Source organism: Staphylococcus sp. EG-SA-15, assembly GCF_017151895.1.
GTDB classification, from domain to species: Bacteria; Bacillota; Bacilli; order Staphylococcales; family Staphylococcaceae; genus Staphylococcus; species Staphylococcus aureus.
In genome coordinates, this window is record NZ_JACVZN010000017.1 from 12776 (window position 1) to 28210 (window position 15435).

General features: G+C 36.2%; 9 protein-coding genes. 1 reads left to right on the top strand and 8 read right to left on the bottom strand.

Annotated elements, in window-relative coordinates; all coding sequences use genetic code 11:
• Positions 1–246: 246 nt before the first annotated feature.
• The gene (locus IDG64_RS08645) at positions 247–1434 is read right to left on the bottom strand and encodes a glycine C-acetyltransferase (protein ID WP_000250823.1); all 1188 of its coding nucleotides are present in this window, start codon (positions 1432–1434) and stop codon (positions 247–249) included.
• A gap of 170 nt (positions 1435–1604) precedes the next feature.
• On the opposite strand from IDG64_RS08645, the gene IDG64_RS08650 reads away from it, so the two are divergent.
• Positions 1605–2780 carry a M20 family metallopeptidase gene (locus tag IDG64_RS08650; RefSeq protein WP_000887920.1) on the top strand — a complete coding sequence of 392 codons (1176 nt, stop codon included), beginning with the start codon at positions 1605–1607 and terminating at the stop codon, positions 2778–2780.
• 281 nt (positions 2781–3061) lie between these two features.
• Here the strand turns inward: IDG64_RS08650 and tuf are convergent, their stop codons facing one another.
• The 7 genes from tuf to rpoB all read right to left on the bottom strand — a co-directional run bounded on the left by tuf (position 3062) and on the right by rpoB (position 15416).
• Positions 3062–4246: an elongation factor Tu gene (tuf, locus tag IDG64_RS08655; protein WP_001040568.1), complete on the bottom strand. Its 1185-nt coding sequence runs from the start codon at positions 4244–4246 to the stop codon at positions 3062–3064.
• 216 nt (positions 4247–4462) lie between these two features.
• Positions 4463–6544, bottom strand: a complete 2082-nt coding sequence (gene fusA / locus IDG64_RS08660) for an elongation factor G (RefSeq protein ID WP_000090315.1) — start codon at positions 6542–6544, stop codon at positions 4463–4465.
• 122 nt (positions 6545–6666) lie between these two features.
• Positions 6667–7137: a 30S ribosomal protein S7 gene (gene rpsG / locus IDG64_RS08665; protein ID WP_001137495.1), complete on the bottom strand. Its 471-nt coding sequence runs from the start codon at positions 7135–7137 to the stop codon at positions 6667–6669.
• A gap of 65 nt (positions 7138–7202) precedes the next feature.
• Positions 7203–7616 carry a 30S ribosomal protein S12 gene (gene rpsL, locus IDG64_RS08670; protein ID WP_001142337.1) on the bottom strand — a complete coding sequence of 138 codons (414 nt, stop codon included), beginning with the start codon at positions 7614–7616 and terminating at the stop codon, positions 7203–7205.
• Positions 7617–7713: 97 nt separating this feature from the next.
• Entirely contained in the window at positions 7714–7968 is a 255-nt protein-coding gene (locus IDG64_RS08675) for a ribosomal L7Ae/L30e/S12e/Gadd45 family protein (RefSeq protein ID WP_000031892.1), read from the bottom strand.
• 136 nt (positions 7969–8104) lie between these two features.
• On the bottom strand, positions 8105–11701 hold the full coding sequence (rpoC, locus tag IDG64_RS08680; RefSeq protein ID WP_016169078.1) for a DNA-directed RNA polymerase subunit beta': 3597 nt from the start codon (positions 11699–11701) through the stop codon (positions 8105–8107).
• A 163-nt stretch (positions 11702–11864) separates the two neighbouring features.
• Positions 11865–15416 carry a DNA-directed RNA polymerase subunit beta gene (gene rpoB / locus IDG64_RS08685; RefSeq protein ID WP_000918667.1) on the bottom strand — a complete coding sequence of 1184 codons (3552 nt, stop codon included), beginning with the start codon at positions 15414–15416 and terminating at the stop codon, positions 11865–11867.
• Positions 15417–15435 lie beyond the last annotated feature (19 nt).

Here is a 15435-nt window from a genome sequence, read left to right on the forward strand (position 1 = left end):
TATATAGTTACTACTAGTATAGACATATACTACACACTATAAACATGTATTACTATTAAAATGCTCATTATCAAAAATAATCAAAATGAATTTCTTTGTAAAAAATACAACTAAATTCTACAAGATGCTTTTAAAATTCAAACTTCAATTTTGGGGAGCACTAAACATTGTTATAAGAACTTACTGTTAATAAACTAAACATTAAAAAAAGCCCACGACAATATTTGCCGTGGGAATAAATAAATATTAAATCAACTTCATTTCTTTTCCTACTTTTTCATAAGCCGCAATTGCTTCATCTAACATGTCTTTTGTATGTGCAGCTGTAGGCATATTTCTTACACGTCCTGTACCTCTTGGTACTGTTGGGAAAACGATAGATTTCACATAGACACCTTCGTCTTTTAAACGCTTACTAAATTCTTGAGTTGTTTTTTCATCACCAATAATTACTGGTGTAATTGGAGTTTCTGACTCACCTGTATCATATCCTAATTTTGACAATCCATTTTTTAAATATTGTGCATTGTCCCATAATTTATCATGTAATTCAGTTGAATCCATTAACTTTTTAACTGCTTCAGTTATTGCTTTGGTATCCCCAGGTGCTAATGATGTAGAGAATAAGAATGGTCGTGATTGTGCTTTTAACCAATCTATTAACTCTTTTGTACCTGCTACATAGCCGCCAACGACACCAATTGCTTTAGAAAGCGTACCTATTTGGAAATCGATTTTATCTTGTAAACCAAAATGTTTAACCGTACCAGCGCCTTTACCCATAACACCTGAACCATGAGCGTCGTCAACATAAGTTAATAAACCAAATTCTTCTGCAATTTCTACAATTTCAGGTAATTTAGCCACATCACCATCCATACTAAAAACGCCATCAGTGATATACATCACTTTATTGTATTGACCTGATTCAACTGCTTCTTTTGCTTTCGCACGTAAATCATCCATGTCTGAATGGTTAACTCGAATAATTTTAGCTTTAGATAAGCGACATCCATCAATAATTGATGCATGATTAAGCTCATCTGATAAAATAGCATCATTTTTATTCATGACAGCTGAAATAGCAGCCATATTACAATTAAATCCTGACTGATAAGCTATTGCAGCTTCTGTTCCTTTAAATTTTGCTAGTGTTTCTTCTAATTCGTCGTGTAAATCTAATGTACCATTGATTGTACGAACAGCGCCTGCACCTACACCATGTGTATCAATAGCTGCTTTTGCAGCTGATTTCAAATCTTCATTTGTTGCTAGTCCTAAATAATTATTTGAAGATAAGTTAATGTATGATTTCCCATTGATTTTGATTTCTGGTCCGTTTGCACCTTCAATTGTATCTATTTCATTATACAAACCATTTTCTTTTAGATAATTTATATTTTCCTCTAAAAACTCATGTAATGATTGAACCACAGTATATAATCCCCCTTAAGTATTGTTTGGTAATACCTTTATCATACAGTAATTCTACATAACTTGAAAGCCTTATCATTCATAGATAAAATATCTCAAAGCAATCATTTAGTACGATAATTTCATAAAATGTTATACTATAAACATTATTTTAGAAAGTAGTGATAAGGGTGTTAGATTGGTTCCAACTAGCAAATAATAAAGAAAATAAAACAATTCAACTCAGACGTTATTTACACCAATATCCTGAGTTATCTTTTGAAGAATTTCAAACACATGATTATATTGTTAACCAATTAAGCCAGTTATCTTGTGATATTGAAACTCCTATCGGCCGCAATGGTATCAAAGCCACATTTAAAGGCTTGGGCACAGGACCTACCATTGCATTAAGAGCTGACTTTGATGCGTTACCTGTCGAGGAATTAAACGATGTGCCTTATAAGTCTAAAAATCCAGGATGTATGCATGCGTGTGGGCATGATGGTCATACAGCAATTTTACTTACTGTAGCAGAGATTTTAGATGAACATAAACATTTATTAGAAGGTAATGTTGTATTAATATTCCAGTACGGTGAAGAAATCATGCCAGGTGGTTCTCAAGAAATGATAGATGCTGGATGTCTGGAAAATGTAGATAGAATTTACGGTACACATTTATGGAGTGGTTATCCTACTGGAACTATTCATTCACGTGCGGGGGCAATCATGGCCTCTCCAGATGAATTTAGCGTCACAATTAAAGGTCGTGGCGGTCATGGTGCCAAACCTCATGAAACCATTGACCCAATAGTAATCATGGCAGAGTTCATTTTAAGTGCACAAAAAATAATTTCACGTACGATCGATCCAGTTAAACAAGCTGTACTTTCATTTGGAATGATTCAAGCAGGCACCACAGATAGCGTTATTCCTGATCAAGCATTTTGTAAAGGTACAGTTAGAACTTTCGATTCAGATATACAGAATCATGTAATGGACAAAATGGATAAGCTTTTACAAGGTTTAGCAATAGCAAATGATATTAACTATGATTTGAATTATATTAAAGGGTATTTGCCTGTCCATAATAACGAGAAAGCATATCAAGTTATTAAAGAAGCAACAAATGACTTACATGTACGCTTTAATGAATCAGATTTAATGATGATTGGAGAAGATTTTTCACATTATTTGAAAGTACGACCAGGTGCATTCTTTCTGACTGGTTGTGGTAATGAAAGTAAAGGTATTACAGCGCCACACCATAATCCCAAATTTGATATTGATGAAAAATCATTAAAATACGCTGTAGCTGTATTTTTAAAAATCATTGAATTAGAGCAAGTATTTAAAACAAATTAAGCATTTAAATTAATTGAAAGATATGAATCTGAGACATAAACTAATGAAATGCTCCCTTCAAAGTAGACATTGAAAAAATGAAAACTTTGAAGGGAGCATTTTACAATGTCCAAGACTCAACAATTTTATTTAAACAGTATTATCAGTTATAAGTTTTATTAGTCAGTCTTTCATCAATTATTGTTCTTCTAAATCGAATAGCCATTACAAAATTTACACATTAAAAAAAGACCCCTCGATTGAGGGATCTTCTTTTTATATAAAATCTAAGAAATTAGAAATTATTTAATGATTTCAGTAACAACGCCTGATCCTACAGTACGTCCACCTTCACGGATTGAGAAACGAGTACCGTCTTCAATCGCGATTGGAGCGATTAATTCTACTGTCATTTCAACGTTATCACCAGGCATTACCATTTCAGTACCTTCTGGTAAGTGAACAACACCAGTTACGTCAGTAGTACGGAAATAGAATTGTGGACGATAGTTTGAGAAGAATGGAGTGTGACGTCCACCTTCGTCTTTTGATAATACGTATACTTCTGCTTTGAATTCAGTATGTGGTGTAATTGAACCAGGAGCAGCTAATACTTGACCACGTTGTACGTCTTCACGAGCAACACCACGTAATAATGCACCAATGTTGTCACCAGCTTCAGCGTAGTCTAATAATTTACGGAACATTTCAACACCTGTAACAGTTGTTTTAGATGTGTCATGTAAACCGATGATTTCAACTTCTTCACCAACTTTGATTTGACCACGTTCAACACGGCCTGTAGCAACAGTACCACGACCAGTGATTGAGAATACGTCCTCAACTGGCATCATGAATGGTTTGTCAGAATCACGTTCTGGAGTTGGAATGTAAGTATCTACAGCTTCCATTAATTCTAAGATTTTTTCTTCGTATTGAGCATCGCCTTCTAAAGCTTTTAATGCTGAACCAGCGATTACAGGTACATCGTCACCTGGGAAGTCATATTCGCTTAATAAGTCACGAACTTCCATTTCTACTAATTCTAATAATTCTTCATCGTCAACCATGTCAACTTTGTTTAAGAATACTACTAATGCTGGTACACCAACGTTACGTGATAAAAGAATGTGTTCACGAGTTTGTGGCATTGGACCGTCAGCAGCAGATACTACTAAGATACCGCCGTCCATTTGAGCAGCACCAGTGATCATGTTTTTAACGTAGTCAGCGTGTCCTGGGCAGTCAACGTGAGCGTAGTGACGTTTGTCAGTTTGGTACTCAATGTGAGAAGTATTGATTGTGATACCACGTTCTTTTTCTTCTGGAGCGTTGTCAATCATGTCATATGATTGTGCAACTGAGTCACCATTTTTTGCTAATACAGTAGCGATTGCTGCTGTTAATGTTGTTTTACCATGGTCAACGTGACCGATAGTACCGATATTGGCATGTTCTTTAGAACGATCGAATTTTTCTTTTGCCATTATAAAATCTCTCCTATTCTAATTAAAAATAATATTTAAATTTATCTCTCATGATAGTTTCTCACCATCATGAGAAATTATTTATAGCGATGCAAAAAGAATTTTACAATTCTTTTATAATGCATTCACCCCAAAAAATCAAACTATAAAGATGATAGCTTACATTTAAGCTCACCTTGTATTTTAACCTAGGCTAGCTAGTCAAAACAAGTTATATTATTCACCTTTATTTTTCTTGATAATATCTTCAGCGATTGATTTTGGAACTTCAGCATAGTGATCGAAGTACATAGTGTAAGTACCGCGACCTTGAGTGTTTGAACGTAATGATGTTGCATAACCGAACATTTCTGAAAGTGGTACATAAGCATTAACAACTTGTGCATTACCACGAGGTTCCATACCATCAACACGTCCACGACGAGATGTTACGTCACCCATGATATCACCCATGTACTCTTCAGGCATTTCAATAGTTACTTTCATCATTGGTTCTAAGATTACAGGATCACATTTTTTAGCAGCTTCTTTAAGTGCTAATGATGCAGCAATTTTGAAGGCCATTTCAGATGAATCGACATCATGGTATGAACCATCATATAATTTAGCTTTAACATCAATTAAAGGATAACCTGCTAAGACACCATTTTCCATAGCATCTTTAAGACCAGCTTCTACTGATGGAATGTATTCACGAGGAACTACACCACCAACGATAGCGTTTTCGAATTCGAAACCTGCGCCTGTTTCGTTTGGTGTGAATTCAATGTGAACATCACCGTATTGACCACGACCACCAGATTGACGAGAGAATTTACCTTGAACTTGTGCAGATGATTTGAATGTTTCACGATATGAAACCATTGGAGCACCTACGTTACATTCAACGTTGAATTCTTTCTTCATACGGTCTACTAAGATGTCTAAGTGAAGCTCACCCATACCACCGATGATAACTTGTCCAGTTTCTTCGTCAGTGTGTGCATGGAATGTTGGGTCTTCTTCTTGTAATTTAACTAAAGCTTGAGTCATTTTATCTTGGTCAGCTTTAGATTTTGGCTCTACTGATAAGTGAATAACTGGCTCTGGGAATTCCATTGATTCCAAGATAATGTCATTTTTCTCACCACATAAAGTATCACCAGTACCTGTATCTTTAAGACCTACCGCAGCAGCGATATCTCCAGAGTATACAGTATCGATTTCTTGACGTGAGTTAGCGTGCATTTGTAATAAACGACCTACACGTTCACGTTTACCTTTAGTAGAGTTCTTAACGTATGAACCAGATGTCATTGTACCTGAATACACACGGAAGAATGTCAATTTACCAACATAAGGGTCAGTCATAACTTTGAACGCTAATGCAGCGAATTCAGCTGAATCGTCTGCTTTCGCGATTACTTCTTCTTCAGGGTTGCTAGCACGGTGACCAATAATTGGTTTAACGTCTAGTGGTGAAGGTAAGTAATCAATTACAGCGTCAAGCATTAATTGAACACCTTTGTTTTTGAAAGCTGTACCACAAAGTACTGGGTAGAATTCTACGTTAGTAGTAGCTTGGCGGATAGCTTCTTTTAATTCAGAAACTGAAATTTCTTCGTCACCAAGATATTTTTCCATTAATTCGTCGCTAGTTTCTGCAACTGCTTCGATTAAGCTAGCACGAGCTTCTTCAGCTCTATCTAAGTGGTCTTCAGGAATTTCAATTTCTTCAATTTCAGTACCTAAATCATTTGTATATTTGAAACATTTCATTTCAACTAAGTCAATGATTGCTTCGAATTCGTCTTCCGCACCAATTGGTAATTGGATTGGAGCAGCGTTAGCTTGTAAACGATCATGTAATGTACTTACAGAGTATTCGAAGTTAGCACCTAATTTGTCCATTTTGTTTACAAATACTATACGTGGAACACCATAAGTTGTAGCCTGACGCCAAACTGTTTCAGTTTGAGGTTCAACACCTGATTGTGCATCAAGTACTGTAACTGCTCCGTCAAGTACACGTAATGAACGTTCAACTTCTACAGTGAAGTCTACGTGTCCAGGTGTATCGATAATGTTTACACGGTGACCTTCCCAAGCTGCTGTTGTTGCAGCAGATGTGATAGTAATACCACGGTCTTGTTCTTGCTCCATCCAGTCCATTTGTGAAGCACCTTCGTGTGTTTCACCAATTTTGTGGATACGGCCAGTGTAATAAAGAATACGTTCAGTCGTAGTCGTTTTACCAGCATCAATGTGAGCCATGATACCGATATTACGAGTTTTTTCTAATGAAAATTCTCTAGCCATGTATTTTTTCTCCTTCCAGTTTATATTACTGAATAAATACGATAGATATGGCGATGCCCTAAGCATGAACGCTTAATGAAAATTCATTAATATAGAACACACTCAGGGTAAAAGCTTTTATCTTACCAACGGTAGTGAGCAAATGCTTTGTTTGCTTCAGCCATTTTGTGAGTGTCCTCACGTTTCTTAACGGCACCACCTGTATTATTTGCTGCATCTAAAATTTCGTTAGCTAAACGATCTTCCATCGTTTTTTCACCACGAAGACGTGCATAGTTAACTAACCAACGTAAACCTAAAGTAGTACGACGCTCTGGACGAACTTCTACTGGTACTTGATAGTTAGAACCACCTACACGACGAGCTTTAACTTCTAATACTGGCATAATGTTGTTGATTGCTTCTTCGAATACTTCTAATGCATCACGACCACTGCGTTGTTCAACTAGGTCGAATGCTGAATAAAGAATTCTTTGTGCTGTTCCACGTTTACCATCTAACATAATTTTGTTAATTAATTTAGTTACTAACTTAGAGTTATGAATTGGATCTGGTAATACGTCTCTTTTAGGTACTGATCCTTTACGAGGCATAATGTAAATCCTCCCTTCCTTATATTAAATATTTTAAGTTTAAGATTTAATTAAAAACTAAATTCTTAGTTTTTAGGTTTCTTAGTTCCGTATAATGAACGACCTTGTCTACGTCCGTCAACACCTGAAGTATCAAGTGCTCCACGTACAATATGGTAACGCACACCTGGTAAGTCTTTTACACGTCCACCACGTACAAGTACAACACTGTGTTCTTGTAAGTTATGGCCGATACCAGGGATGTATGCGTTAATTTCGATGTTGTTTGATAAACGCACACGTGCATATTTACGTAACGCTGAGTTAGGTTTTTTAGGTGTCATTGTACCTACACGAGTACATACACCACGTTTTTGTGGTGAGTTTAAGTCAGTAAATTTTTTCTTTTTACTGTTGAAACCTTTATTTAAAGCTGGAGAATCTGATTTTTTGATTTTGCTTTGTCTTGGTTTACGTACTAATTGGTTAATAGTTGGCATGTGATATGTCCTCCTCTCTTCACTTTTTAATCCCACACATCCAGGTGGTTCATTTTTAGGTTAAATAAAATTTAGTAAGTAAAACACTTACTAATTCTCATTTAATCAATGCTACTATTGTCGCATTGACGTTAATACCTACATGTTTACCCAAAGCATGTTTGCTTTTGAAAAAAGATACAGGTATATTTTTCTGATTGATTTGGCTTAACACGCGAGTCATTAAATATACTTCAACGTCTTCAGCAATAATCAAAGATGTAACTTGATCTTTCTTTAACGCTTTAAGCGTTTCTTTAAGACCAACTACAAAATGTTGTTTGTTAAAGCGTGCAACTTTTTCCTTAGACAATAATTTATCCTCCAAAGTTCTGCTTGCATCAACCTTTAATATATTAACATTGAACAAGAGAATTCGTCAACATTAAATCAAATAATTTACATAAAAATAACAAGAGGCTAAAGCATTAGCCTCTGTTATATACTTGTTATTCCGTTACTTCAGTTTGAGATTCAACTTCTGCAACTGGTTTAGCTGTTTTTTCGTATTTTACGTCGCTATAACGTCTCATACCAGTACCAGCTGGAATTAACTTACCAATAATTACGTTTTCTTTAAGACCTAATAAGTCATCACGCTTACCTTTAATTGCTGCATCTGTAAGAACTCTTGTTGTTTCTTGGAATGATGCTGCAGATAAGAAACTTTCTGTTTCAAGTGATGCTTTAGTAATACCAAGTAATACTGGTTTAGCTGTTGCAGGACGCTTACGGTGTTTAAATGCTTCTCTATTTGCATCTGTAAAGTTATGAATATCAACTAATGAACCTGGTAATAACTTCGTATCACCTGCTTCGATAATTCTAACTTTACGTAACATTTGTCGAACCATAACCTCAACGTGTTTATCGTCGATTTCTACACCTTGCATACGGTAAACTTTTTGTACTTCTTTTAATAAGTAGCTTTCAGTCGCGTTTAATCCAGCAACAGATAAGTAATTCTTAGGTTCAATAGAACCTTCAGTTAATACTTCACCACGTTGAACTGGTTGACCGATTTCTACAATAATTCTTGAAGTACCTGAAGCAAGGTATGATCTTGTTTCATTAACACCTTTAACAACAATTTCTTGTTGTCTATCTTTTGCTAATTTAATATCTTCTACGACACCTTCGATTTCCGTAATTACCGCTTGACCTTTAGGGTTACGTGCTTCGAAAATCTCTTGAATACGAGGAAGACCTTGTGTGATATCGCTACCTGCTACCCCACCTGTATGGAATGTACGCATTGTAAGCTGTGTACCTGGTTCACCGATAGATTGGGCTGCAATTGTACCAACTGCTTCACCAACTTCAACTTTTTCACCAGTAGCAAGGTTTTTACCGTAACATTTTTCACAAACACCATGTCGTGCGTTACAAGTAAATGCTGAGCGAATATACATTTGTTCAATACCAGCATCTGTAATTTTCTTAGCAATTTCAGGTGTAATTAATTCATCAGGACGAATGATTATTTCATCAGTTTCAGGATGACGAATTGTTTCTTTAGAATAACGACCTTCAATACGTTCGATAAATGGTTCAATCATTTCTGTACCTTCTTTAATATCAGAAACTAATAAACCTCTATCAGTACCACAGTCTTCTTCACGAACAATAACATCTTGTGCCACGTCAACAAGACGACGAGTAAGATATCCTGAGTCAGCTGTTTTAAGTGCTGTATCGGCAAGACCTTTACGTGCACCGTGAGTTGAGATGAAGTATTCAAGTACTGTTAAACCTTCACGGAATGAAGATGTGATTGGTAATTCGATAATCTTACCAGATGGTGCGGCCATCAATCCACGCATACCTGCTAACTGTGTAAAGTTAGATGCGTTACCACGGGCACCTGAATCACTCATCATGAAGATTGGGTTAGTTTTATCAAGTGATTGCATCAATTCACCTTGAATTTGATCTTTTGCATCTGTCCAAATTTCAACAACTGCATTATATCTTTCTTCTTCAGTGATTAAACCACGGTTGAATTGTTTTGTAATTCTGTCGACTAATTTTTCATGCTCATCAAGTATTTGTTGCTTATCAGGTAATACTACGATATCAGCAACACCTACTGTAATACCAGCTTTAGATGAGAATTTGAATCCTAAGTCTTTCATACGGTCTAACATCATTGATGTATCAGTGATGCTAAATCTGTTGAATACTTCTGCAATAATATTACCTAAGAATTTTTTGTTGAAAGGTTCAATTAATTCTTCATTTTCAAAGTATTCTTTTAATCCACCTTCACCTAAAGTTGTAGGATCGATGAAATATCTGTTTGGTGTCTTTCTTTCTAAGTTTTCTTGCGTAGGTTCATTAATATAAGCAAATGAATCTGGAATGATTTCATTGAATATAATTTTACCTACTGACGTAGCAAGAATCTTTTTGTTTTGTTCTTCAGTAAATGTTGGATTATTGAACGAACTTGCATGTACACCAATTCTAGTGTGTAAATGTACAAAGCCATTTGCATATGCTTTTAATACTTCATTTGTATTATTAAAGATTGCGCCTGTATTTACTGCATCTTTTCTTTCTAAAGTAAGGTAATAGTTACCAAGTACCATATCTTGTGATGGTGTAACTACAGGTTTACCATCTTTAGGGTTCAAGATGTTTTGTGCTGCTAACATCAACATTCTTGCTTCAGCTTGTGCCTCTTTTGATAAAGGAACGTGAACCGCCATTTGGTCACCGTCAAAGTCAGCGTTATAAGCTGTTGTTACAAGTGGATGTAGACGAATCGCACGACCTTCAACTAAAGTTGGTTCAAATGCTTGAATACCAAGTCTATGAAGTGTTGGTGCACGGTTAAGTAATACAGGATGTTCTCTAATTACTTCTTCCAATACGTCCCAAACTTCATCATCCATGCGTTCGATTTTACTCTTCGCATTTTTAATGTTAGTTGCAATTTCACGTTGAACTAATTCTTTCATTACGAATGGTTTAAATAGTTCAAGTGCCATTTCTTTTGGTAAACCACATTGGTACATTTTCAAGCTTGGACCTACTGCAATAACTGAACGTCCTGAATAGTCAACACGTTTACCAAGTAAGTTTTGACGGAAACGACCTTGTTTACCTTTTAACATATGAGATAAAGATTTTAATGGACGGTTACCTGGGCCAGTAACTGGACGACCACGACGACCATTATCAATTAAAGCGTCAACGGCTTCTTGTAACATACGTTTTTCGTTTTGAACGATGATACCAGGTGCACCTAAATCTAATAAACGTTTCAAACGATTATTTCGATTAATTACACGACGGTATAAATCGTTTAAGTCACTTGTTGCAAATCGTCCACCATCTAATTGAACCATTGGACGAATTTCTGGTGGGATGATTGGAAGTACATCTAAAATCATCCATGAAGGTTTGTTACCTGAATTACGGAATGATTCAACAACTTCTAAACGTTTAATTGCACGAGTAAGTCTTTGACCAGTAGCTGATTCCAACTCATCGCGTAACAATTTAAGTTCTTCGTCAAGATCAATCTCTTCAAGTAAATCTTTAATACCTTCTGCACCCATTTTTGCAACGAATTGACCTGGGTATTTATCATAATAATCTCTGAATTCAGCTTCAGATAATAAAGTTTTCTTTTCTAAACCAGTTGGACCTGGATCTACAACAACATAAGAAGCAAAGTAAATAACTTCTTCTAATGCTCTTGGTGACATGTCAAGTAATAATCCCATACGGCTTGGTATACCTTTGAAATACCAAATGTGAGAAACTGGAGCAGCAAGTTCAATGTGACCCATTCTTTCACGACGTACTTTAGATTTAGTTACTTCAACTCCACATCTGTCACAGACCATGCCTTTGTAGCGAACACGTTTGTATTTACCACAACTACATTCCCAGTCTTTTGTAGGTCCGAAAATCCTTTCACAGAATAGACCATCTTTTTCAGGTTTTAATGTACGGTAGTTGATTGTTTCAGGTTTTTTAACTTCACCAAAAGACCAAGAACGGATTTTTTCAGGTGAAGCCAATCCTATTTTCATATAATGGAAATTATTTACATCAATCAAGGAGCCTACCTCCTTCAATTTAGATTAGCTGTGCTATTTGATTGATTTGCATTTATTTAAAATGGCTTAAAGTACTAAACTGAATCATCAATAAAATTCAGCTTAGTATCTTTTTGCCTGTTTTGTAAATTGCGTATTAATCAGTAACTTCTTTTTGTGTTTCAGGAGCATCATTTTGTTGTAAATCTACTTTGCGTTCTACAACATCATCGTCATCAACGTCTGTCATTTCGATTTCATTATCTTGCTCATCCATAACTTTTACATCTAAACCTAAACTTTGTAATTCTTTCATCAATACTCGGAATGATTCTGGAACACTTGGTCTAGAGATGTTTTCACCTTTAACAATAGCCTCGTATGTTTTCACACGTCCTACTGTATCATCGGATTTGTAAGTTAAGATTTCTTGTAATGTGTATGCAGCACCATATGCTTCAAGTGCCCATACCTCCATCTCACCGAAACGTTGTCCACCGAATTGCGCTTTACCGCCAAGTGGTTGTTGTGTAACAAGTGAATATGGTCCTGTTGAACGCGCATGTAATTTATCATCAACCATGTGCGCAAGTTTCAACATGTACATTACACCTACTGAAATACGGTTATCGAATGGTTCACCTGTACGTCCATCATAAAGTACAGTTTTACCATCACGAGCCATACCAGCTTCTTCAATTGTTGACCATACATCGTCATCGTTTGCACCGTCAAATACAGGTGATGCAACGTGAATACCAAGATTTTTAGCAGCCATACCTAAGTGTAGCTCTAATACTTGTCCGATGTTCATACGAGATGGTACACCAAGAGGGTTTAACATGATATCGATCGGACGTCCGTCTGGTAAGTAAGGCATATCTTCTTCAGGAACAATCTTAGAAATGACACCTTTGTTACCATGTCGACCACACATCTTATCACCAACATGAATTTTACGTTTTTGAACGATGTATACACGTACTAATTGGTTTACACCAGGTGATAATGTATCGTCGCCTTCTTCACGATTGAATACTTTTACATCAAGAACGATACCGCCAGCGCCGTGAGGTACACGTAATGAAGTATCTCTAACTTCACGTGCTTTTTCACCAAAGATTGCATGTAACAATCTTTCTTCGGCAGTTAACTCAGTTACACCTTTAGGCGTTACTTTACCAACTAAAATATCTCCATCTTTTACTTCTGCACCAATATAAACGATACCACGATCGTCTAAGTTCTTAAGTGCACTTTCAGAAACATTAGGAATATCTCTTGTGATTTCTTCAGGTCCTAACTTAGTATCACGTGCTTCTGATTCATACTCTTCAATATGAATAGAAGTATACACGTCATCTTTCACAAGTCTTTCACTCATGATAACGGCATCCTCATAGTTGTAACCGTCCCAAGTCATGAAACCAACTACTACGTTTCTACCTAATGCCATTTCTCCTAATTCCATAGATGGTCCGTCTGCTAAAATCTCGTTATACTCAACAACATCTCCAACTGCAACGATTGGACGTTGGTTATAACATGTACCTGAGTTTGAACGTTTAAATTTAGCTAATGGATAGCGATCTAATTCACCTTCATGCTCAACGCCGTTCTCTTCAACTAGACGACGTACAAGAATTTCATTAGATTCAACATGTTCAACACGACCTCTGTGCTTAGCTGTAATAGCCGCACCAGAATCACGTGCTGCAACGTGTTCCATACCTGTACCAACAAATGGTGCTTCTGGATTCATCAAAGGCACTGCTTGACGTTGCATGTTCGCACCCATCAATGCACGGTTTGAGTCATCATTTTCTAAGAATGGAATACATGCTGTCGCTGCTGAAACAACTTGCTTCGGCGATACATCCATATAATCCATTTTTTCTTTAGCCATAACTGTGTTGTTACCACGGAAACGACATACAACTTCATCATCCATGAAACGACCATTTTCATCTAATTTAGAGTTTGCTTGTGCTACAACATAGCTATCTTCTTCGTCAGCTGTTAAATAGTCAATTTGATCAGTGATAGCATGTGTATCTAAATCAACTTTACGATATGGTGTTTCAATAAAGCCGAATTCATTTACACGTGCATAACTTGATAATGAGTTAATCAATCCAATGTTTGGTCCCTCAGGTGTTTCAATTGGACACATACGGCCATAGTGAGAGTAGTGAACGTCACGTACTTCCATTTGAGCACGTTCACGTGTTAAACCACCAGGTCCTAATGCTGATAGACGACGTTTATGCGTTAACTCAGCTAATGGGTTTGCTTGGTCCATGAATTGTGATAATTGAGAGCTACCAAAGAATTCTTTAATAGATGCAATAACAGGTCGAATATTAATTAATTGTTGAGGTGTGATAGACTCAGTATCTTGAATTGACATTCTTTCACGTACAACTCTTTCCATTCTTGATAAACCGATACGGAATTGGTTTTGTAGTAATTCACCTACAGAACGTAAACGACGGTTACCTAAATGGTCAATATCATCTGTATATCCAATACCGCTTAATAAGTTAAAGAAGTAACTCATTGAAGCAATGATATCTGCTGGTGTAATGCATTTAACTTCTGAGTCAGGGAAAGCATTACCAATTACAGTTGTCGTACGACCTTCATCATCGTTAGGAACATATACTTTAATTGATTGAATTTCTACTGGCTCGTCTATAACGCTACCATGCAATTCAAACACTTCGCTGTTTGCATTTGATTCAAGTACATCCATGATTTCGTCGATTTTACGACGATCAAGCACTGTACCTTCTTCAACTACAATTTCACCAGTTTCAGTATTTACAATTGGCTCAGCTAATTTTTGATTAAATAAACGATGTTTTAAATGTAATTTTTTGTTTGTTTTATAACGACCCACGCTTGCTAAGTCATAGCGTTTTGGATCAAAGAAACGTGAATACAATAGACTTTTAGCATTTTCAACAGTTGGTGGTTCACCTGGACGTAAACGTTCATAGATTTCTAATAACGCTTGTTCAGTGTTTTCAGTGCCGTCTTTCTCTAAAGTATTACGTAAATATTCATTGTCACCTAAAAGGTCAACAATTTCTTGGTCGCTTGAGAAACCTAATGCACGTAACAATACTGTTAATGGTAGTTTACGTGTTCTATCAATACGCACGTATACAACATCTTTAGCATCTGTTTCATATTCTAACCATGCACCACGGTTTGGAATAATTGTTGCATCATAGTTTTCACGACCATTTTTGTCGATTTTTTCATTGAAATAAACGGATGGTGAACGAACTAATTGAGATACGATTACACGTTCTGCACCATTGATAACGAACGTACCTGTATCAGTCATTAATGGGAAATCACCCATAAAGACTTCTTGTTCTTTAACTTCTCCTGTTTCTTTAATGATTAGACGCACTTTTACACGAAGAGGTGCAGCATAAGTAGCGTCACGGTTTTTAGATTCTTCTAAATCATATTTTGGTTCTCCTAAACGGTAATCCACAAACTCTAATGACAAATTACCAGTAAAATCTTCAATTGGAGAAATGTCTCTAAACATTTCGATTAAACCTTCTCTTAGGAACCACTCGTAAGATTTAGTTTGAATTTCTATTAAGTTTGGTAATTCTAATACTTCTGAAATTCTCGCGTAGTTTCTACGTTTACGATGTCTTCCATATTGGACAACTTGACCTGCCAAACAGATTCACCCCTCAAAA